This is a genomic window from Brevibacterium daeguense (genome assembly GCF_021729135.1).
Lineage (GTDB): Bacteria > Actinomycetota > Actinomycetes > Actinomycetales > Brevibacteriaceae > Brevibacterium > Brevibacterium daeguense.
Map to the genome: position 1 here is coordinate 1 of NZ_JAJTWW010000016.1, position 20,245 is coordinate 20,245.

General features: G+C 66.6%; 16 protein-coding genes. 10 read left to right on the plus strand and 6 right to left on the minus strand.

Annotated elements, in window-relative coordinates:
* Positions 1-288: 288 nt before the first annotated feature.
* The gene (locus tag LXN01_RS12550; protein ID WP_236865685.1) at positions 289-1,809 is read left to right on the plus strand and encodes a class I adenylate-forming enzyme family protein; all 1,521 of its coding nucleotides are present in this window, start codon (positions 289-291) and stop codon (positions 1,807-1,809) included.
* Positions 1,810-1,822: 13 nt separating this feature from the next.
* On the opposite strand, the gene LXN01_RS12555 is transcribed toward LXN01_RS12550, so the two are convergent.
* The 4 genes from LXN01_RS12555 to LXN01_RS12570 form a co-directional block, all read right to left on the minus strand.
* Complete coding sequence (locus LXN01_RS12555) at positions 1,823-2,434, minus strand: PaaI family thioesterase (protein WP_236865687.1); 612 nt, start codon at positions 2,432-2,434, stop codon at positions 1,823-1,825.
* A 140-nt stretch (positions 2,435-2,574) separates the two neighbouring features.
* Positions 2,575-3,870 (minus strand): type 2 periplasmic-binding domain-containing protein, encoded by a 1,296-nt coding sequence (locus LXN01_RS12560; protein ID WP_236865689.1) that lies wholly within the window; start codon positions 3,868-3,870, stop codon positions 2,575-2,577.
* Positions 3,871-4,013: 143 nt separating this feature from the next.
* Positions 4,014-5,528: a class I adenylate-forming enzyme family protein gene (locus LXN01_RS12565; protein ID WP_236865691.1), complete on the minus strand. Its 1,515-nt coding sequence runs from the start codon at positions 5,526-5,528 to the stop codon at positions 4,014-4,016.
* A 320-nt stretch (positions 5,529-5,848) separates the two neighbouring features.
* Positions 5,849-7,360, minus strand: a complete 1,512-nt coding sequence (locus tag LXN01_RS12570; protein ID WP_236865693.1) for a class I adenylate-forming enzyme family protein — start codon at positions 7,358-7,360, stop codon at positions 5,849-5,851.
* A gap of 442 nt (positions 7,361-7,802) precedes the next feature.
* Between LXN01_RS12570 and LXN01_RS12575 the strand changes: the two genes are divergently transcribed.
* From LXN01_RS12575 to LXN01_RS12590, 4 genes are all read left to right on the plus strand, one after another.
* Entirely contained in the window at positions 7,803-8,285 is a 483-nt protein-coding gene (locus LXN01_RS12575; RefSeq protein ID WP_236865695.1) for a Zn-ribbon domain-containing OB-fold protein, read from the plus strand.
* Positions 8,282-9,442 carry a thiolase C-terminal domain-containing protein gene (locus tag LXN01_RS12580; RefSeq protein WP_236865697.1) on the plus strand — a complete coding sequence of 387 codons (1,161 nt, stop codon included), beginning with the start codon at positions 8,282-8,284 and terminating at the stop codon, positions 9,440-9,442. The genes LXN01_RS12575 and LXN01_RS12580 overlap by 4 nt, the downstream gene beginning before the upstream one ends.
* A 135-nt stretch (positions 9,443-9,577) precedes the next feature.
* Positions 9,578-10,819 (plus strand): aromatic ring-hydroxylating oxygenase subunit alpha, encoded by a 1,242-nt coding sequence (locus tag LXN01_RS12585; RefSeq protein WP_236865699.1) that lies wholly within the window; start codon positions 9,578-9,580, stop codon positions 10,817-10,819.
* Between the two features lies 1 nt (position 10,820).
* Entirely contained in the window at positions 10,821-11,828 is a 1,008-nt protein-coding gene (locus tag LXN01_RS12590) for a hypothetical protein (protein ID WP_236865701.1), read from the plus strand.
* A 32-nt stretch (positions 11,829-11,860) separates the two neighbouring features.
* Here the strand turns inward: LXN01_RS12590 and LXN01_RS12595 are convergent, their stop codons facing one another.
* Positions 11,861-12,511, minus strand: a complete 651-nt coding sequence (locus LXN01_RS12595) for a TetR/AcrR family transcriptional regulator (protein ID WP_236865703.1) — start codon at positions 12,509-12,511, stop codon at positions 11,861-11,863.
* A gap of 120 nt (positions 12,512-12,631) precedes the next feature.
* Between LXN01_RS12595 and LXN01_RS12600 the strand changes: the two genes are divergently transcribed.
* From LXN01_RS12600 to LXN01_RS12620, 5 genes are all read left to right on the plus strand, one after another.
* On the plus strand, positions 12,632-13,591 hold the full coding sequence (locus LXN01_RS12600) for a PDR/VanB family oxidoreductase (RefSeq protein WP_236865705.1): 960 nt from the start codon (positions 12,632-12,634) through the stop codon (positions 13,589-13,591).
* A 150-nt stretch (positions 13,592-13,741) separates the two neighbouring features.
* Positions 13,742-15,295: a class I adenylate-forming enzyme family protein gene (locus tag LXN01_RS12605; protein WP_236865713.1), complete on the plus strand. Its 1,554-nt coding sequence runs from the start codon at positions 13,742-13,744 to the stop codon at positions 15,293-15,295.
* A 49-nt stretch (positions 15,296-15,344) separates the two neighbouring features.
* Entirely contained in the window at positions 15,345-16,493 is a 1,149-nt protein-coding gene (locus tag LXN01_RS12610; RefSeq protein ID WP_236865715.1) for an acyl-CoA dehydrogenase family protein, read from the plus strand.
* 78 nt (positions 16,494-16,571) lie between these two features.
* Positions 16,572-17,870, plus strand: coding sequence for a type 2 periplasmic-binding domain-containing protein (locus LXN01_RS12615; RefSeq protein WP_236865717.1), 1,299 nt, complete (start codon positions 16,572-16,574; stop codon positions 17,868-17,870).
* Between the two features lie 156 nt (positions 17,871-18,026).
* Positions 18,027-18,602 carry a dihydrofolate reductase family protein gene (locus LXN01_RS12620; RefSeq protein WP_236865720.1) on the plus strand — a complete coding sequence of 192 codons (576 nt, stop codon included), beginning with the start codon at positions 18,027-18,029 and terminating at the stop codon, positions 18,600-18,602.
* On the opposite strand, the gene hutH is transcribed toward LXN01_RS12620, so the two are convergent.
* Positions 18,565-20,235, minus strand: a complete 1,671-nt coding sequence (gene hutH, locus LXN01_RS12625) for a histidine ammonia-lyase (protein ID WP_236865722.1) — start codon at positions 20,233-20,235, stop codon at positions 18,565-18,567. The two genes, LXN01_RS12620 and hutH, sit on opposite strands and share 38 nt — an antisense overlap.
* Positions 20,236-20,245: the final 10 nt, after the last annotated feature.

The window sequence follows — 20,245 nt, forward strand, 5'->3', positions numbered from 1 at the left end:
ATGCCGCCCTGGACGATGGGATGATCGATGCCGAGCAGATCGGTGAAACGTGTCGAGAGCACGTGGCCTCCTGGTGATCGAGTGTGAAGAAGCAAAGGGACTTTTCGTTAAATCTATAGATATTAGATTAAACCTGTCAACAGCTCCGCCCGACTCGGCCCGGCCTCACTACCCAGGAACTCGTCAGCGACCCGAAAGGGAGCGGTCGTTGTCAAATCTAAAACCTTTAGTCTAATCTGGCGAAGTGCTGGGGCGCAGCGAAGCGCCCACTGACCCGACGGGGGAGAGATGACCGTTTCATCGGCGTACGCCATTGAGCATTGGTCCCGCATCGTTCCTGATCAGCCCGCGATCGACTTCGAGGATGACGTCGTCACCTACAGAGACCTCAACAACTGGGTCGATCGCACCGCGCATCTGCTCAGCGAGCGCGGGGTGGCACGCGGTGACCGGTTGGCGATCGCCGGCGGCAGCTGTCTGGAGTGGGCGGTGCTCAATCTTGCGATCCACCGAGTGGGCGCCATCGTCGTACCCTTCAACATCCGCCTGACGCCCTCGGAGCTGGGTGTCCTTGTCGAAGAATGCACTCCGGCCTTCGTCGCGTGTGATGACGAGCTGCGGCCGAGGCTCGAACAGGTGCATGCGAGCAATCCCACGTTCGAGTTGATCGACTTCGCCGACATCACAGGACTGCGCAGCGGGACCTGCACGGCGTTCCCCCAGGTGGAGGTCGAGTGGGACGATCCCGTGACACTCGTCTTCACCTCGGGAACGACCGGGCGACCGAAGGCCGTCATCTACACCTACACCTCCTTGGCGGCCAGCATGTACGAGGTCTCGCTGCTGCACGACGTCCGCAAAAACGATCACCGTCCTTGGTTGGCGCTGCCCCTGTACACCGCGATCGGGGTCATCTACAGTCTCGAGCGCACGATGCTCCACGGCGGCACTCTGATCCTGGACCGGAGCTTCCACCCCGAGAAGGCATTGCGGCGGATTCAGGACGCACGGGTGACCTTCATCGGGGCGCCCGCGATCGTCTACGACCAGATCGCCGATGCCCCGGACTTCGCTGACGCGGATCTGTCGTCCCTGCGCAACACCGACGTCGGCGGCTCCCGGGTCGAAGGCGACACGATCCAGAAGTGGATGCGCCACGGCGTGGTCATTCGGCAGATGTACGGGCAGACCGAGATCGGCGGCTATGGCACCGTCAACAGCGACTCGCTCGCCGTTTCCCACCCCGAGTACTGCGGAGCCGGCGGAGTCTTCACGCGGATCCGCGTCGTCGATCCCGAGGGCAAGGACTGCGCGCCCGGCGAGATCGGCCAGATCCTGCTCCGTGGCCCCGGGATGACCCCGGGCTACTGGGGGCGACCCGAGGCGACCGCCAGGACGATCATCGACGGCTGGATCCACACCGGAGACCTCGGACGCCTGGATCAGCAGGGCAACCTCACCTTCATCGACCGGATGAAGGACATGATCATCACCGGTGGGTTCAACGTCGCGCCGGTTGAGATCGAGACCGTGATCGAGCAGATCCCGGGCGTCCAGGAAGTGGCTGTGGTCGCGGTCCCGGATCCCAAGTTCCAGGAGACGCCCGCCGCGCTAGTGCGGGCCGACCGCGAACTGAGCCCGGATGAGGTCGTGGCCCACTGCAGCGAGCACCTCGCCGACTACAAGATCCCCCGCTATGTCGTGATGGTCGACTCCCCACTCCCGCGCACCGCGACCGGGAAGCTGGAGAAGAGCGTGCTGCGAGCTGAAGCGTACAGCGTGCCGGAGCTCCATCCGAAGCTGCGCTGAGGCAGCGGCGGTATCAGCGCGGATCTTCCCGGATCTGAACCCAGAGGCCCTGGCACTCGGTCAGCACCGTGCCGTCCAGGCACAGCTCGGAGCTGAGGAAGAGCTTCCTCCCCTCGACCCTCTTCACCCTGGCGAACACCTCGACCTCGGTGTCGACGGGAACTCCGGCTCGATAGTCGATGGTCAGATGCGCAGTCCGGGCGAAGGGCTTGCCGCTGGTCGTGGCCAGTCGCCCCATGATCTCGTCGAAGACCAACGGCAGCGCACCTCCATGCACGGTGCGGACACCGGCGTGGAAGCGGCTGAACGTCACTCGGCCGCGCGCGCTCGTCCCGTCGACGTCGTCGATATACAGCGGAGGGGCCAGCGCCTGCGCTCGTCCCGGCTCGTCCCACAGTCGGCCGGCCAGCTGTTCGCTGTCGGGAACTCCCTCGCCGAGCAGCTCGGCCGCCTCGCTCAGCAGCGCGGCCGCCCGGCGCGCCGCCGACTCCGACGGCCGGCTGCGGGTCACCGCCTCCTGTGCGTCGCGCAGCGCGTCGACCAGGGCGTTGAACGACCGGCGCTCGGCCGGTGACGCGATCGACAGGTCCGCATAGGACGGCAGCAGCCGCGAGTCCGCACTCATCTCAGTTCCATTCCGTTTCTCATCTTCGGTCGCCCGACCGCAGCACCACTGCTCCTGCCGACACAATACGGTTGCCCGCAGGACTGCACGCGAAGATGCGCGAGTCCTGCGGGCAGCGAGTGGTCGGTCGGCGGCGGCCGTCAGCCGGCAGTCGGACGATGCGGGAGGAAGAGCTCCTCGTACACCTTCTCGGAGAAGGGGTCCAGATCAACCGAGTCCGCGTCGAACCACGTGTCGAAGTCGCCCATTCCGCCATCATCGGTGTACCCGAGCTCTTCGGCGACAGCGAACCACCTGTCGTAGGCGTCACTGAGGGCGCCGGGGGCGTCCTCCGGCACCAGGCCGCTCTCCATCTGCTCCTCGATCAGCTTCGTCGACGCGTCGCCCAGATCAGCCTGCAATTCCGGTGACATCTCGTGGAACCCGCCGCCCGCGTCGCGGATCTGGCTGGCGGAATCGGCGAGTGACTGGAAGTCGGCAGAGCGCGAATCCCGGAACTGCTGCCCGGCGGTGTCGAACAGCAGCTGCTTGGCAGCCAGGGGCAGGGTGTCGTAGACCGAGCCGACCGCGATCGTCGAGGGTCCGCGGGCGATGCTCACCTCGGTCGGGTAGTTGATGTGCGGAGCGGCATCGGCGATGCCGGTGAGCGAGATCCCGAGGTAGGGGAACAATGTGCATTCGATCGTGTTCCGCTGGAGAGCTTCGAATACCTCGCTGATGGTCATCGTCGTCGGTGACGCGCCCATCCCTTCGATCTGCGCCATGTGAGTGGCCGAGGATCCCCTGACGAGCGCGCCGTCCCAATCGGACGGCTCGGTGAGCTCCGACTTGCACACCGCCGCCTGCTGTCCGGTGGGTTCGATCGGCAGGATCGGATGCAGGGAGTTCTCCTCCAGCTCCGCCAGGACCTCGGGCGAGTCCCACCACAGCTCGCTCATCGCAGCAGTCGCAGCGAGCTCGCCGACCAGGGGCGTGCCTTCCAGCTGCGTGGTCGTCGTCACCATGGCGTTGTACTTCGGGAACTCGTTGGGGTAGTACACGATCGGCACATTCGCCACGTCGACCCGCCCGTCGACCATCGCGTCGGGCAGCTCCTCGAAGGGGGCCACTGCCTGGCCCCAGACGATGTCGATGGTGATCTTTCCATCGGAGAGCTCCTCGACGGTCTCCGCGAAGGCGGTCTCCCTCTGCGAGGAGGCCTCGTTCGGTGACTGGGCTGCCGGCTGGAAGGTCAGCGTCACCGGCTCCATATCCGCGAAAGCCGCCTTGATCTCCTCATCGGAGGCACCGAATTCATAGCCCGCATCCGTGCCCCCGCCGGAGGGCGCTGCACTGCCTGCGCTTCCGGCGCACCCGGCGGCGATCACTGCCAGTGCGGTGAAGCCGGCAGCTCCGGCGCTGCGTCGGATCGCGCTCGTTCTTCTGCTCTGTCGCATGACCTGTTCTCTCTTCCTTGAGAAGTTCTCGGCCGGTCTCATCCTTGAGAGCGACCTCCCTTCGGCGTCTTCGCCGAAGGAATATGTGGGCTGTCTGCGCCCAGCGGTGGCTGAAAGCCGTGCGGCTTTCGGCCACCGCTCGGTCAGCGCACCTTTTCGAACTGCCCCGGGACATCCGCGTATTCGTCGCGGATTTCGAGCTTGGCGAGCTTTCCGCTGGGCAGCCGCGGCAGCGGCTCGTCGCGGATGATCACATAGCGCGGCAGTTTGTAATCCGCGAGCACCGCCTCGCAGTGAGCGACCACATCGGCCTCGCGCACATCACCATCGACGGTGATGATCGCAGCCGGAGTCTCTCCGAACTTGGCGTCCGGGGCTGCGATCACGACCACTTCGAGGACGCCCGGGATCTCTGCGATGACCTGCTCGATTTCGATCGGAGAGATGTTGATTCCCCCTGAGATGATGATGTCCTTGATCCGGTCGACGAAGGTCAGCCGGCCCTCTTCGTCCCGCACTCCCAGGTCGTTGGTGCACAGCCAGCCGTCCTTGAGGACCTCGGCGGTGGTCTCCGGGTCACCGTAGTAGCCGGGGGTGATGCCGGGTCCGCGCAGCAGGATCTCGCCCTGCTGTCCCGGCGCGCATTCGTCCCCGTTCGCATCGACGACCCGGACATCGGTGAAGACGGAGCCGATGCCGCAGGAATCCGGATGATCGCCGCTCTCCCGAGCGAGGGTGGCGGTCGACACTCCGCCGGCTTCGCTGCATCCGTAGATCTGCCGCAGCCGCACTCCCTTGGCGGCGTACTTCTCCAGCATCGGGATGGGGACAGCCGCACCTCCGACCCAGGCCGTCTTCAGGCTTACCAGCGATGCGCGTTCGAACTCGGGCGCCCGCGACAGCGCTTCCCATAGGAACGGCACACCGAAGAGCGCCGTCACCGCGTGCTCGTCGATCAGCCGGAGTGCCCGCGCGGGGTCGATCGTGCGCTCGATGATCAGCGTCCCGCCGAGCACGGTGGAAGTCAGCAGACCGGTGACCAGCCCGGGGGTGAAAGCGAGCGGCAGCAGCAGGAGCGAGGTCGCGCCGGTGCCGAATCCCGCTTCGGTCAGGGTGGTCTCGAAGACGATGCCCATGAGCGAGCGGTTGGTCAGCATCGCCCCCTTGGGAGTGCCCGTCGAGCCGCTGGTGAAGATGACTGCGACCATGTCCTCCTCGTCCGTCTCCACGACGAAGTCGTCGGGCGCCCCCGAACGCAGCGCAGCCATCTCATCCAGGGTGAAGGTTCGAAGTGCGGGTACCAGGTCGGCGACCTCGGCGAATTCCTCGGCGCTGCTGTCGGCGATCAGAGCCACACTGTCTGCCGAGTCGAGGACCTTGGCGACCTCGGCCGAGGTCAGTCGAGGATTCTGCGGGACGACGACCGCCCCGGCCTTGATGATGCCGAGAGCCGTCACCGCCCAGATGTGGGAGTTCCCTGCCTTGAGAGCCACGCGGTCGCCCTTGGCGACCCCGCCCTCGTGCAGGCGCCTCGCGATGCGCGAGCTCCATGTGTCGACCAGCTGGTAGTTGAGGCGATCGTCCTCGAAGATGAGCGCGTCGCGCTCTCCGGCGGTCTGCGACCACCAGCGCAGAGCCGATTGAACTGTCATTGCCATGAAGTCACACTCCGTCGTGTCCGGGTTCTTGTTGTACAGGTGGAGGCAGCTGGAGCGCTGCGCGCAGTCTTCCGACCAGAAGAGTCAGGTTCGGATCTTAAACCTACACCGAGTAGGTTTTAAATCTATGTGTTGTAGATTAGCGAGCCTGCCGGCTCCGGTCAACGCGATTCTGTGAGGATTTCGATCATTCGTTCAGGATTCAAGCGACGCCGGGCTATCCCGGTCGCAGCGCGAGCGGGGCGGGCACACCGGCGGGCATACTTCGGGCCGGGAAGGGCCCGAGCACAGCCGAACCTCGGGCCCTCCCGACGCCTCGATCAGCCCTGGGCGCTGAGGCTGAAGTGGTCCCGAATGATGCGCCGAGCGATCTTCCCGCTGGCCATCCGCGGCAGCGGCTCACCGGAGATGATGAAGTTCTTCGGTCGCTTGTAGCTGGCGAGCTTCCCTTCGATCGCCTGCGCGAGCATCTCCTCCGTCAGGCCGTCGGACCCGTGCACGATCGCTGTCGGCGTCTCGCCGAAGCGCTCGTCCGGAGTGGCGATCACGCAGACCTCGATGACGCCCGGCACCGCCGCGATCGCGTTCTCGATCTCGGCCGGCGCGATGTTGTATCCCCCCGAGATGATCAGATCCTTGAGCCGATCCACGATCTGCAGATTGCCGGTCTCATCGAGGCGGCCGAGGTCGCCGGAATGGAACCAGCCGTCCCGGAAGGCCTCCCTTGTCGCCTCCTCGTTCTCCCAGTAGCCCGAGATCACCAGCGGCCCTTTGACGAGGATCTCGCCGAGCTCACCAGGATCGCAGTCCGTGCCATCAGGGCGGACCACGCGATGCGTGGTGTACAGGGTGCCGCGGCCGCAGAACTCGGGCTTGTCCATCGCGTCTGCGACCGAGTTCACCGTCGACAGGCCGCTCGCCTCGGTCATACCGTACGACTGACGCAGGGAGACCCCTTTGGCCAGCCACGACTTGAGCACCTCGGGCGAGCAGCGCGCCCCGGCGATCGTCACGTACTGCAGCGCGGACAGGTCCGCCTCGGCGAACTCGGGCTGCGCCATCATCGCCTCGAACAGCAGCGGCACGCCCATCATCATCTCGATCTTGTCGTCGGCGAGGCGTCGCAGCGTGTTCTTCGGATCGAACCCCTTCTCGTAGTAGAGCGTCGCCCCGCGGTTGAGCGCCTGCAGGATATGGAACGGCAGTCCGGGAGCCCCGGACATGCCGAGCACATACAGCCACCGAGTGCCGGGACCGAGCACGGAGTTCGTCCGCGCATTCTCATTGATCATGTTCTGCAGGCTGTCATGGGTGTAGACCGCAGCCTTCGGGCGCGCACTCGTCCCGCTGGTGAAGATCAGGACGGCCGGGGAGGCGGAATCGACTTCCGGTCGCGCGAACTGCTGGTGCCCGTGCAGCCGCGGTCGCAGGTCGTTGAACTCCGCAAGGCGAGCAACCGGCACGCCGGCGAGTGCCCCCGTCTGCTCCGCCTGCTTCACGTGAGAATCGGCATGGAGGATGAGCGAGGCGCTGGTCCTGGTCACCATGTATTCGAGCTCTTGGGCGACGAACCGCTCATTGAGCGGCACGACGACTGCACCGGCCTTCAGCGCACCGACACCGGCGACGACCCACTCCAGGCTGTTGGTGCCGAGGATCCCGACCCGCTGCCCCATCTCCAGACCCAGGCCCCGGAGATGGTGAGCGGCGTTGTCGGTCCATTCGTCGATCTCCCGGAAGCTGACGACGTCCTGTCCGTCGTAGACGATGGCAGGTGCGTCGGGAGTCAGCCGAGTCCACCCGGCCAGCGCGTCGGTGATGAGTGGGTTCATGTGTGTACTCCTCGTTGAGTGTGCTGACCCTTGCAGGGGCCGGGGCCGAACCGGTGTGCTTCCGCCAGACCGCGTGAAGCGCGTACGTCCTCACAATGCGCCCCGGCAGCCTCGCCGATCTCTCGATCCACTTCTGAGTCATCACGAGGCCGAACCGTCCGCCCTCGTTAAACTATGAGCTTTAGATTATGGAGTCGGCCCCCGTCGGTCAAGAACTCTTCACTGCAATTCTCCGCCAGTCCACGGACCGCCTTCCGCCACCGGCCGCCGCTTCACGGACCGCTCGCCGATCATCACTTCCCGGATCACGCGCAACTCCCGGACCACCGCAGCCACCGAGTGGTCCGTCAGCGCCGGGCTCCGCGATTGACTCTGGTGATGCCGAGAGAGCTGATATACGCTCCCCTTAACGTTATCTAACGTCTTTAGATTGGAGAACCGGATGTCTGCAGTGTTCACGCAGGAGAAGTTCCGAGGCGGAATCGCCGCCGATGACAAGTACTGGGAAGCCCTGGCCGACGGCGAGTTCCGGCTGTGCCGGTGCGCCCAGTGCGGCACGTGGATGGTCCCGGCTCACTACCGGTGCGGCGCCTGCGGCTCCTGGGAGCAGGTTTGGCCGCTGGTCGAACCGCTGGGCACGATCTACTCATGGACCCGCACGCGCATGGCCTTCCCCCGGACCGAGGCGCGAGCTGACGACGTGCCCTTCGTCACCGCGCTCGTGGAAGTCGATGGGACAGACGGTGCACGGATCTTCGGGATCGTCGTTGACACCGGCACAGCACCGCACATCGGTGACCGAGTCCGCGGCGAGATCCGACCGGGCACCGAGAAGAGCTTCGGCTACCCCACGATCGAATGGCAGCTGGTCGATGCACCGACCCCAGCACCGGGCGCAGGATCCACCGAGGGGGCACGGGCATGAGCACTCTTCGCGGCAGCACCGCAGTTGCAGGCATCGGCATCACCCCGCACCACAAGCGAGGCACAGGCGGACCCGCTCTCAAGCTCGCCCTCGAGGCGATCGTCGCCGCCGCTGAAGACGCCGGCATCAGCCCCGCCGACATCGACGGCTTCGTCAGCTACGGTTCGGAGCGCAGCGAGGGCCAGAAGATGATGCCGGCCCTGGGGACCAAGGAACTCCGGTTTGCGGCGTTGGCATGGAGTCACGGGGGCGGAATCCCCGGAGCCCTGAACATCGCCGCGAGCGCGATCGCCACAGGGCAGGCCGAAACCGTCGTGGTCTATCGCTCCCTGTCCGAGTACGACGGCGCGCGGTTGCAGGTGGACGTCGCGCAGAACGACACCGCAGCGCAATTCCTGGTCAACGGCCTCGACTCCCCCATCCAGATGTGCGCGATCAACACCACGAGGCTGATCGAGGGCGAAGGAGTGCCGGCCGAGACGCTCAAGGCCATGGCCCAGGCGGGCTACCACCATGCGCAGCAGAACCCCGCTGCCGTCGGTCACGGCGTGCAGCTCACCGCCGAGAAGTACGAGAACTCCCGTTGGATCAGCGAGCCGTATCGTCTGTTCGACAGCTCCCGGGAGAATGACGGGGCGGCGGCGGTGATCCTGATGTCCGCCGAACGGGCCAGGGACCTCACCGAAAAGCCGGCATTCCTGCTCTCCGCACCGCTGGGCACACCTGCCGGCTGGGGCCCGCTCGAGGGCAATCAGAACCCCCTGTGGTCGTCCGGGTTCTCGTCCGTCGCCAAGCGGCTTTGGGCCGAATCGGGCTACGGACCGCAGGACGTCGATGTCGCCCAGATCTATGAGAACACCACCGGGATGGGGGTCGCGGCCATCATCGACCACGGCTTCTGCACGCTGGATGAGGCCGGGGAATTCATCACCTTCGACAATCTCATCGCTCCCGACGGCCGGCTGCCCATCAACACCGCCGGCGGAAACCTCGCCGAGGGCTTCATCCACGGTATGGGGCTGGTCGTCGAAGCAGTCCGGCAGATCCGCGGCACCTCCACCAACCAGGTCCGCGGCTGCTCGTTGTCGCTGATGACCGGAGGTCCCGGCGACGCCGTGGTCTCCTCAGCCCTGCTGGGGACGGAAGAAACGCTCTAGCCATCCAGGCGCCCACCGCAGATTGCGAGAGGACGCCGGTTCTGCGGAGCGCCCGAGGGACTTGCCACGTTAATCTATAGCCGTTAGATTAAGAGGCGAAGCAGCACCATACAGTCACAAGGAAGTGAGGTCGCCATGTCGTTCGACACGATCGAATACAACAAGCGAGTGCGGCGCGCGCTCGAACACGTCCGCAATTCGACCACCGACCATTACCCGGAGATCCGGCGCTTCGAAGCGGAGGATTTCACCGACCCCGCCCGCGCCAAGCTCGAGCGCGATCGCGTTTTCGGAGCAGTCCCCTCGATCGCGTGCCACAGCTCGGAGATCGCGAAGCCCAATGACTTCGTGACCATCCGCATGCCCCGGAACAACATCATCGTGGTGCGGCAGAAGGACGGCTCCGTCAAGTCCTTCGTCAACGCGTGCCGCCACCGCGGCTCACTCGTCGAGGCTCAGCCCTCCGGACGCGCTCGCCTGTTCTCGTGCCCGTACCACAGGTGGTCCTACGACACCGACGGCAAGCTGCGCGAGATCACCAAGGCCAACACCTTCGGAGAGGTCGACCGTGAGAAGCAGGGCCTCATCGAGATCCCGACCGAGGAGCGCCACGGCTTCGTCTGGGTCGTCGACCGCTTCGGCGCCGCGATCGACGTGGCAGCATGGCTCGGCGAAGAAGTGGATCGCATCCTCGCCGGATTCGAGCTCGACAAGCTTCTGAACGTGAAGTCCGGCGCATTCGAGTACGAGATCAACTGGAAGATCACTCAGGACGCCTTCCTCGACGCATACCACATCCAGTACGCCCACCCGAACACCGCCGCGAAGCACGTCCACACCAACGCGATCGCGGTGCAGGATTTCGGCCGCCACGCATCCTCGACGACCGCGCGGAAGACCATCGATCGATGGCTGGAGGAGGATCCGGGAGATATGGACCTCACCCCGTTCGTCACCGAGGCCTACTTCCTGATGCCCAATTCGACTCTTCTGCGCCAGCCCGATCACTTCGAACTGCTGACCTTCCGACCGGATCGGGAGAACCCCGAGCGCTCGACGATGGAGATGCGCGTGCTCGCCCCCAGCCTCGAGGACAGCGGGTGGACCGAGGAACGCTGGAACAAGGTGTGGGACAAGAACTGGAAGATCCTCATCGATGTCATCCAGCAAGAGGACATCCCGATCCTGTCGGGTGCCCAGAAGGCCATGCAGAGCGACGATGCCGGCACAATGCTCCTTGGCCACAACGAGTACATCAATCACGTCTTCCATCGGGAACTCGCCAAGCTGGTGGCGACGGAGCCGAAGGGCATCAAGCGGGCGGAGGATACGTCCGTCTCTGCGACCGCCCAGCCCCAGCCGGTTGCCGGAGGCTGACATGGCGATGATCGAATGGGCATGGTGCAGCGAGCTCTCCCGTGATGCGGACGCCGAGGTCCGGCAGCTCCTCGAGTCCGCCGAGGACTACGACCGCGAGCAGGGATTCTCCGTCGTCGACTACCGGGCGCTGCAGAACGACCTGGCTGATCCGGCCTCGCCCAACAAGGTGATGCTCGTCCACTACATCCCCTCGGAGCAGGCCGAGCGGGAACGCGACGACGTGCAGCGCACGCTCGCCGCAGTGCTCAGGGCCGAGATGTCGGAGGAGGGCGCTGCCCGGGTGTCGTACACGGTCGCACCGCACCTCCGATCCTTGGGAGTGACCACGCTGCTTGTCGAGGAGATCGGTCTGCCCGGTCAGGACGGCAGCGCGTGGAGCGCGGCGGGAATCAGGGAAGTGACTGCCTGGGCGCGCGGCAATCACCCGGCGGCCGACCGGCTGACTTCCCGCTTCGGGATTCCCGCGACGGACGAGGTGTGGCGACTCTTCCGGGAGCTCAAGGAGGAGGACCGCTCGCTTCCTGCGCACGAGTTCACCTTCCGGCCGGCCGCCGGCGACGTTGATCGCGCTTCGGTCCTCGACTACGAGAACCATGTCGAGGACACGCAGCGCCCGGCAATCGGACTGTCCCAGGACGTCAGCCGTCCGGATCGTCGCGTCCTGCTGGTCGAGGACACCGCCGGAGCCATTGTCGGAGCGGCGGCCATCGACCTGCGGACGACTTCCGATCTTGTCATCGGGCGCTGGGCGGACATCACCTATGCGAGCACCGATCCGACCGCGGACGAGCGGCTCATCCTGTGGTTGCTCGACGCCGCGGTGAAGGAGGCCCGCACCCTTCCGATGGACACCCTCATCCTCCACGTCGACCCGGACGACGAGGACCTGGTGCACGCGGTCCGCCTGCTCGGATTCGTCCACGAACGGACCGATGTCGCCTATCGGGCAGGAGTCGGCGCGGATTCGTCACAGGAGGAGCGCCTGCCCTCGCTGCCGACGGTCTGAACCTCACTCCAGATTCGCGGGCGGGGCCGGAATCAGCCGACTCGGAAGAGTTCGCCGGATTCCAGTCCCGCCCGCGCCATCGTTCCCACGATGAAGCTGCGGGCCTGCTCGCGCAGGAAGTCCTCGGAGTCGCGGAAGCTGTGGTCGAGAATCGATCTGAGCGTCGGGTACTTGTCCTCGTCGAGGTGCCCGAACCCGAGGTCGTCGGTGTCGGTGCCGCTCACAGTGCCCATCAAGGCAGAGGCAGTCGCCAAGCTCTCCACCCCGTCCAGCAGGAGCAGCACGAGTTCCTGCGGAATCCCGGCGTTCGACAGGATCGTCGCGCCCTTCTCATACAGGGAGGCGATCAAGCGCCGCGGAGTGTGGGAGACAAGCACGGCGGCGGCGTGGGGATGGGCCATCACGGCACGCCGGTAGCCGATGGCCATCTCCACCATCCAGTTCGCCCAGTCGTCGTCCTGCGCGAAGTTCGGAGGCTCGGCCTGCCTGATGACGGCTCGCGCCACCCCGGACAGGAGCTCAGACTTATCCGTGAAGTGGTAGTAGAGCGAAGCGGTCTTGACGCCCAGCCGCCGGGCGAGAGCCGGCATGCTGAACTTCTCCAGACCACTCTCGTCGATCATCGCCAGCGCCTCATCAACGATGCCCTTGCGCTGCAGAATCGGCGTCGATGGACGTCCCATACCGCTCCTCTCATGGACGGTGGCGAGTTCTGTCTCGTATCGACTGGGGACTTGTTCGTCGACTGCCAGACAGGTCTACAATAACTAAAGTCTATAGATAAAATCTCTGGAAAGCCGCTCATGACTGCTCAGACATTCGAACTTACCATCACCGATCTGCACCGACTCAAGCGGAACGTGCTCTGGGTGACCCTGAGCCCGCGGGAAGGCTTCGAGCTTCCGCACTGGTCCCCGGGCGCGCACATCGGAGTGCACCTGACGGACGACCTCATCCGCCAGTATTCGCTGTGCGGCGACAGCGACGACCAGACCGTCTATCGCATCGCCGTCCAGCTCGAACCGGAGTCACGCGGGGGATCGCAGTTCATCCACGAGAACTGGAAGCTCGGCCAGGCCGTCACGGTGGAGGCACCGCGCAACAACTTCGAGCTGGTCGAGGCCCCCAGCTATCTCTTCATCGCCGGCGGCATCGGCATCACTCCCCTGCTGCCGATGATCAAGAAGGCCGAAGACGAAGGCCGGATATGGGCCCTGAGCTACCGGGGCCGCTCGCGCCAGGACATGCCGTTCGCGAACTCACTCGTCAGGAACCTGGGCGACAACGTCACGATCCTCGCCAGCGACGAGGGCAACCGCCTGTCCGTCAAGGAGATCGTCGGGGAGCCGGTGCCGGGACGCGCAATCTACTGCTGCGGGCCGACAGCAATGCTCGACGACGCCGAGGCACTGGCCCGCAGCAGCAGCCTGGCGCCGGACGAGACGATGCACCTGGAGCGATTCGTCAACGCCCATGCCGTCCCGGATGACGGGGACCACGAGTTCGACGTCGAGCTGGCGCAGTCCGGGCGCACACTCACCGTACCCGCCGACAAGACGGTGATCGACACCCTCGAGGAGGCCGGCGTCGACGTGTCGTACTCATGCCGCGAGGGCACCTGCGGCACGTGCGAGACCGAGGTGCTCGAGGGCGAGGTCGACCACCGCGACTCCATCCTCGACGATGATGAGAAGGCCGCGAACGACTGCATGTTCATCTGCGTCTCGCGGTGCAAGGGGAAGAGGCTCGTGCTCGACCTGTAGGAGCTCGACAAGGAGCGACAGCGCGACCTGCAGCAGCTCGTGCTCGTCTTGGCGGGGAAGAAGAAAACTCGTCTCAGCCATTGCCTCCGACGTCCCCGCCTTCTAATGTCGCCTTATCGATCGTTTGAATGCCGCGAAGATGGGGCCCGCATGCTGCACAGTGAATTGACTTATGCCCGCATCGCCAACAGGGCGGTGCGCTGCTTCGCTCCGCGGACTGCTGTGATCGACGGGGGCTATTCGGCGACGTATGAGCAGCACTTCTCCCGCGTGGCGTCGCTCATCGCTGAGCTCGAAGAGCGCGGCATCCGGCGCTACGGCGTTCTCGCCTACAACGGGCACGAGTTCCTGGAGCTGTGGCACGCCGCCCTGTGCGGCCCGGGAACCATCGCTCCCCTGAACTTCCGCCTGGCTGCCCACGAGCTGCGTCAGATCATCTCCGACTCCGGAATGGACGCCCTGCTCGTCGACAGCTCCTGGCGACAGCTCGGGGCCGAGGCGGCGGAGGGCACGGGAGTCCCCCTCGTCGACATCCGCGAGATCTGCGGGACGGTCGTCCGGGACGGCACGGACGGCACCGCCGCGGGCGAGCCGAAGGGCTCCCCGGTCCGCTTCGACGAGCCCCCTGAGGACGGGATCGCAGCGCTGATGTACACCGGCGGGACCACCGGCACCCCGAAGGCCGCGGTCCTGAGCAACCGCGCGATGGTCCTCAACCTCCACCACATGGACAGGCTGCTCGACACCGGTCCGGACATGCGGTTCCTGCTGCACAGCCCGATGTTCCACGGCGGTCCAGTCTACGGCGTGATGAATCCGCTGGGCGCGGGCGGCTCCGTCGTCCTGATTCCGAAGTTCGACGTCGACGACTTCGGCGACGCGCTGCTGACGACCGGGGCCAACGCCACTCAGATGGGTCCGACCATGCTTCGGATGCTCCTCAATCGCTACTCCGACGACCTCACGCCGCTGCGGTGCCTTCGCACCCTGCTCTACGGCACCGCCCCCATCACCCGCGGTCTGGTCGAGGAGGTGCTCGAGAAGCTGCCCGACCTCCGGCTGAACAACGGCTACGGCATGACGGAGGCCACCTCTGCACTGACGATCCTCACCCACCACCAGCACGTCGCCGACGGCCTCAAGCGCGTCGACTCCGTGGGGCGGCCGTTCCCCGGGGTCGACATCAGGATCGTCGGGCTGGACGGCCGGGAGTGCGCCGCGGACCAGGTCGGGGAGATCCAGGTGCGGGCGGGCAATCTGATGGACGAGTACTGGAACCGTCCGGAGCTCACCGAGAAGGCCTTCGACGGCGGCTGGTACCACTCCGGGGATCTCGGCTTCCTCGACGACGAGGGATTCCTCTACGTCGTCGACCGGCTGGGGGACATGATCATCTCCGGCGGGGAGAACGTCTACTCCGCAGAAGTCGAGAACGTGCTGTCGCGACATCCCGCCGTCAGCCAGGTCGCAGTGATCGGCAGGGCCGACGAAACCTGGGGTGAGCGCGTTCATGCGGTGATCGTCCTCCATCCCGGCGTCGTCGCCACGCCCGAGGAGCTCGACAGCTTCTGCCGACCACATCTTGCCGGCTACAAGATCCCCCGCTCCTGGCAGTTCCGGGACGAGCCGCTGCCGGTCTCCGGCGTCATGAAGATCAACAAACGCGCACTTAAGGAAGAGAGCTCCCTCGATGTCGAGGCCTGACACCCGAAGCACCCGGAGCACCCGGAGCACCACTGATTCGACCGTCACGATGACCGACCTCGGAACCACCGCCCCCGCTGCGTTCGATCTGGAGCAGCACCGGGCCGACGCCGAGGCGATCCGCCGGTTCGCCGCCGATGTCCTCGAGCCGATCGCTGAGTCCGGTGACGCTCCCCAGACCACCGGTCCCATGCTCGCGGCGCTGACGGAGTTCGGGCTCATGGACCGAATCCTGCCGAGGAACGGCCAGACCTACTCGATCGGGTCGGCCCTCGACATCTGCCGCATCCGCAACGCCCTGGCGTACGGCTCGCCGGCGGCCGACTCGGTCTTCACCATGCAGGGCCTGGCCAGCTTCGCCCTGGTCTCGGCCGGCAGCGACGACCAGCGCCGCCGATGGCTCGAACCGGTGCGGACCGGCGCTGCCGTGGCGGCCTTCGCGCTCACCGAACCGGACGTCGGCTCCGATGCCGCGGCCCTCGGCCTCACCGCCACCCGGCAGGGCGACGGATGGGTGCTGCGCGGCACGAAGACCTGGATCACCAACGCGCAGTCGGCCGACGTGTTCATCACCTTCGCCCGGTCTGCCGATGTCCCGGGCAGCAAGGGCGTGTCCGCCTTCCTGGTCCCGGCGGATTCCCCCGGGCTGACCGTCACTCCGATCGAGATGATCAGCCCGCATCCGATCGGACGGGTCGACTTCGCCGACGTCGCGGTCCCGGCCACGGCGCTCATCGGAGAGCCCGAGCGCGGCTTCGCCACGGCGATGAAGACCTTCGACGTGTTCAGGCCCGGTGTCGGCGCCGCAGCCCTCGGCATGGCGCAGCGCGCGTTCGACGAGACCGTGGAACGCGTCAAGACGCGGAAGGCGTTCGGCGGTACCCTCTTCGACAAGCAGGCAGTCCGGCATGCGCTGGCCCGCGCCGCCGTCGACCTCGAAGCCGGCATGCTGCTCGTCGAGGAGGCCGGCCGCAAGTACGACTCCGCCTCCCCCGACCGCACGCAGGCAGCCGCCACGGCCAAGTACTTCGCGACGGAAGCCGCCCAGCGGATCGTGGATGCTGCAGTGCAGTTCCACGGCGCACAGGGGCTGGCACGCGGGCACGTCGTCGAATCCCTGTACCGCGAGGTGCGGGCGACTCGCATCTACGAAGGCGCCAGCGAGGTCCAGCTCGACATCATCAGCAGACGGCTCTGAGCGCCCACTGCTCCCCGCTTCTGCTCTTCAGACCCCGAACCCACAGATGTGTTCGGCCCACCCGGTGAAAGGAACACCATGGGAACATCACGCGTGCGCAGAATCTCTTCGCGCACTCGCACTCGCAGCACTGCCCTGATCGCGACGGCGAGCGCGGCTGTCCTCGGCATGTCGGCCTGTGCCGGCGGCGTCTCCGACGGCTCGGATGCCGACGCCGGGACCGGAGTGGAGGCGCGCGCCGACTTCTCCGCCTACCAGGAGGCGCTGGCCGACATGGAGCCCGTGACCCTGACCTATCAGCCCTCCGCGCAATCGGCCGACGCGATGGATGCCTACCGCGATGTCGACTTCAAGGAGAACGTCGAAGAGGCCTCCGGCGGCAAGATCACGATCGACATCGTCCACGCGCAGGCGATCGCGGGCTACCCCGAGATCCCGGATGCCCTGACCGACGGGCGCATCGACCTCGCCTACACCCTGCCGCTCTACGATCCCTCGCGCTTCCCGGTGAACTCGGCCCTGGTCGCCGGCTCGTCCCTGACCGGAGCCTCGCCGCGGGCCGAGGAGCTCGCCGCCAACGCCGCGATGCTCGATGTCGCGTGGAACACCCCGGAACTGCTCGAGGAGATGGAAGCCAACGGGATCGAGCCGCTCATTCCGTTCAACGCTGACGGCACCGTCTTCTCGATGTGTGCCGAACCGGGGAACTCGGCCGAGGACTGGGACGGACGCCAGGTGCGCATCTCGTCAGCCGCTCAGGAGAAGCAGCTGCCCGCGATGAAGGCCTCACCGGTGTCGCTGGAGTACCTCGAGACGTATGAGGCACTGCAGCGGAAGACGGTCGACTGCACCCTGTCGGCCGCCCTGCCCGCGTACAACGTCGGATTCCTCGAAGTCGCCCCCCACATCTCCTACTCGGAGAAGGCATCATTCGCCCGCGGCGCAGGAGCCATCGTCGCCGGCGCCGGATACCAGGAGCTGCCGCTGGCCGCGCGCCAGCTGATCTTCGATCAGATGGCAGAGGTCTTCATGCACTCCCGGCGGTCCAACATCAACGCCAACGCTGAGGCCGCGAAGGTCGCGCTCGAGAAGGGCGGCGGCTTCGAGAACATCGATGAGCAGACGGAACAGGCGCTGATCGAGGTGTCCAACGGCCTCGCCGTCGAACAGGTCGAAGCAGGCCTGGTGAGCGAGGGATTCGACCAGCAGATCACCGACGCTCTCGACAAGTGGCGTGGCGTCGTCGACGAGATGGGCCTGGCGGACGAGGGCGGATTCGAGGACCTCAGCGAATGGCACGACGACGAATCGGTCGACCTGATGCCCTTCTCGGAGCGCGTCTACGAGGAGGTCATGAAGGAGCACCGTCCGCAGTAGGGGCGCGAACCTGCCGGTCGAGCACGAGCGACAGCGCTGTCGCCCGGCAGACAACCGCAGTGTCTCCCCGGTCCCATTGCCGTCGCCGTCCGGCAATGGGAACCTGGAGACCTCAGGCCAGGGCCACCACCTGAGCCAGTTCGGAAGGACACGTCGATGGCACAGCTCATCTCGACCCTCTTCATCACCGCCGACAACATCCCGGAGATCGACTTCGCCTGGCACATGCCCTACTTCGACGAGCACATGAGCCGTGCCGTCGACGAGGACTACCGCACCAGCGACGTCCTGCTGTTCGGCCGTCACACGTACGACAGCTTCGCCGGCGCATGGCCCGAGCGCGAGGCGGCGGGTGGTGAGGATGCGGCGTTCGCCAAGCGGCTGGGCGACACCCGCAAGGTCGTGGTCTCGCATCAGCCCCTCGAGTTCTCCTGGCGCAACTCCGAGCAGCTGGCAGGCGAGCTGGTCCCGGCGGTCGGCGCGCTCAAGGCCGACCCGAACGTGCGCGGCATTCTCATTCCGGGGTCGATCTCGGTCGTCCATCAGCTGCTGGCAGTGGGGCTGATCGACGAGCTCCGCCTGCTCGTGCATCCGGTCGCGGCGCGCAAGGGCCGCAGGCTGTTCGACGAGGGCGAGCCGCCGTACCACTTCGCCGTCATCAGGGCGGAGGTGTTCCCGAGCGGCGTCATCCGAGTCATCTATTCGCCGACCCCTCCGCCAGTCGTCCGGTGAGCACCGCGCCGTCGGTGTCGACGAGCGTGTGCTGGAGCGGGCGGACCGCCTCGGCAGCGGCAACCAGCCGGCCGTCGACCACCCGGGCGACGGCCTCGGCGAGTTCGGGCGACTGGAAGCGGTCGGGGCCGGGACCCGGCACGGCTGTGCGCAGCTCGGCCACCAGCGCCGAGGTGACCGGCCCCGGCGCCTCCTCGCGCAGGTCCGCGGCACGGGCGGCGGCGCTGTACTCGATGCCGAGCACGCGGGCGAGGCCGGTGACCGACCTCCGCAGCTTGCGCGCGGCGGTCCAACCCATCGAGACGTGGTCCTCCTGCATCGCCGACGACGGGATCGAGTCGACCGAAGCGGGAGTCGCCTGCCGCTTCATCTCGGAGACGATGCCCGCCTGCGAGTAGTGCGCGATCATCAAGCCCGAGTCCACGCCGGGGTCCGCGGCGAGGAACGGCGGCAGGCCCTGGCTCCGAGCAACATCCATGAACCGGTCGGTGCGGCGCTCGGCGATCGAGGCGACATCCGCGGCGACGATCGCCAGGAAGTCCAGGGCATAGGCGAGCGGCGCGCCGTGGAAATTGCCGTTCGAGGACACCGAGCCGTCGTCGAGCACGACCGGATTGTCGATTGCGGCGCGCAGTTCGCGGGCAGCGGTCCGGGCTGCGAAGGCGGCGGTGTCGCGGGCGGCGCCGGTGACCTGTGGGGCGCAGCGCAGCGAGTACGCATCCTGCACCAGGTGCGTGGAGTCCTTGTGCGCAGCGACCATGGGCGAGCCCGCGAGCGCCTCCCGCATGTTCGCCGCGCTGGCGGCCTGCCCCGGATGAGGCCGCAGCGGCTCGTGCAGGTCGGGCATGAACACTCGGTCGGTGCCGCGCTGGGCCTCGACGCTCATCGCCGCGGTGAGGTCGGCGGCGGTGAAGAGGTTCTCGAGGTCGAACAGCGCCAGGATCAGCATGCCGAGCATGCCGTCGGTGCCGTTGACGAGCGCCAGCCCCTCCTTCTCCGCGAGCACTAGTGGCGTGATGTCGGCGGCGGCGAGCGCCTCGGCGGCCGGCATTTCGAACTCCCCTCCCGAGGCGCCCGCGGCAGCGTGGGAAGCGCCGCTTGCAGCGGCGTCGTCTCCCGGGCCCGAGGCGCCTCGCACCAGCACCGGGCCCTCCCCCATCGCGGCGAGCGCGCAGGCCGACAGCGGTGCGAGGTCGCCCGAGCACCCGAGCGATCCGAACTCGTGGACGACCGGGGTGATGCCCGCGTTGAGCATCGCGACATAGGTGTCGAGCACCTCGGCGCGCACGCCCGTCCGCCCGGTGGCCATGGTGCGAGCGCGCAGCAGCATGAGCGCGCGGACGACCTCGCGCTCGACCGGTTCGCCGACGCCTGCCGCGTGGGAGCGGATGAGCGATCTCTGCAGCTGGGTGCGGAGCTCGGCAGGGACCTGACGCTGGGCAAGAGCGCCGAAGCCGGTGGACACGCCATACACCGGTCGATTCGCGTGTGCGAGGGCGTCGACGGCCCGGCGGGAGGCCGCCACCGCCGCACGCACGTCGTCCGGGACGCGGACCCGAGCCTCATGACGGGCGACGGCGACGATGTCGGCGAAGGTCAGGGAATCTGGGCGCAGGTCGATGGGGACGCTCATGATGGGACCT

Bases quoted from the DNA above. Each gene is read 5' to 3' on its own strand.
- LXN01_RS12605 (WP_236865713.1), top strand. From the start codon at position 13,742: ATGCTGCACAGTGAATTGACTTATGCCCGCATCGCCAACAGGGCGGTG.
- LXN01_RS12550 (WP_236865685.1), top strand. From the start codon at position 289: ATGACCGTTTCATCGGCGTACGCCATTGAGCATTGGTCCCGCATCGTT.
- LXN01_RS12575 (WP_236865695.1), top strand. From the start codon at position 7,803: ATGTCTGCAGTGTTCACGCAGGAGAAGTTCCGAGGCGGAATCGCCGCC.
- LXN01_RS12565 (WP_236865691.1), bottom strand. From the start codon at position 5,528: ATGGCAATGACAGTTCAATCGGCTCTGCGCTGGTGGTCGCAGACCGCC.
- LXN01_RS12615 (WP_236865717.1), top strand. From the start codon at position 16,572: ATGGGAACATCACGCGTGCGCAGAATCTCTTCGCGCACTCGCACTCGC.
- LXN01_RS12595 (WP_236865703.1), bottom strand. From the start codon at position 12,511: ATGGGACGTCCATCGACGCCGATTCTGCAGCGCAAGGGCATCGTTGAT.
- LXN01_RS12620 (WP_236865720.1), top strand. From the start codon at position 18,027: ATGGCACAGCTCATCTCGACCCTCTTCATCACCGCCGACAACATCCCG.
- LXN01_RS12585 (WP_236865699.1), top strand. From the start codon at position 9,578: ATGTCGTTCGACACGATCGAATACAACAAGCGAGTGCGGCGCGCGCTC.
- LXN01_RS12590 (WP_236865701.1), top strand. From the start codon at position 10,821: ATGGCGATGATCGAATGGGCATGGTGCAGCGAGCTCTCCCGTGATGCG.
- LXN01_RS12570 (WP_236865693.1), bottom strand. From the start codon at position 7,360: ATGAACCCACTCATCACCGACGCGCTGGCCGGGTGGACTCGGCTGACT.
- LXN01_RS12560 (WP_236865689.1), bottom strand. From the start codon at position 3,870: ATGCGACAGAGCAGAAGAACGAGCGCGATCCGACGCAGCGCCGGAGCT.
- hutH (WP_236865722.1), bottom strand. From the start codon at position 20,235: ATGAGCGTCCCCATCGACCTGCGCCCAGATTCCCTGACCTTCGCCGAC.
- LXN01_RS12580 (WP_236865697.1), top strand. From the start codon at position 8,282: ATGAGCACTCTTCGCGGCAGCACCGCAGTTGCAGGCATCGGCATCACC.
- LXN01_RS12555 (WP_236865687.1), bottom strand. From the start codon at position 2,434: ATGAGTGCGGACTCGCGGCTGCTGCCGTCCTATGCGGACCTGTCGATC.
- LXN01_RS12610 (WP_236865715.1), top strand. From the start codon at position 15,345: ATGACCGACCTCGGAACCACCGCCCCCGCTGCGTTCGATCTGGAGCAG.
- LXN01_RS12600 (WP_236865705.1), top strand. From the start codon at position 12,632: ATGACTGCTCAGACATTCGAACTTACCATCACCGATCTGCACCGACTC.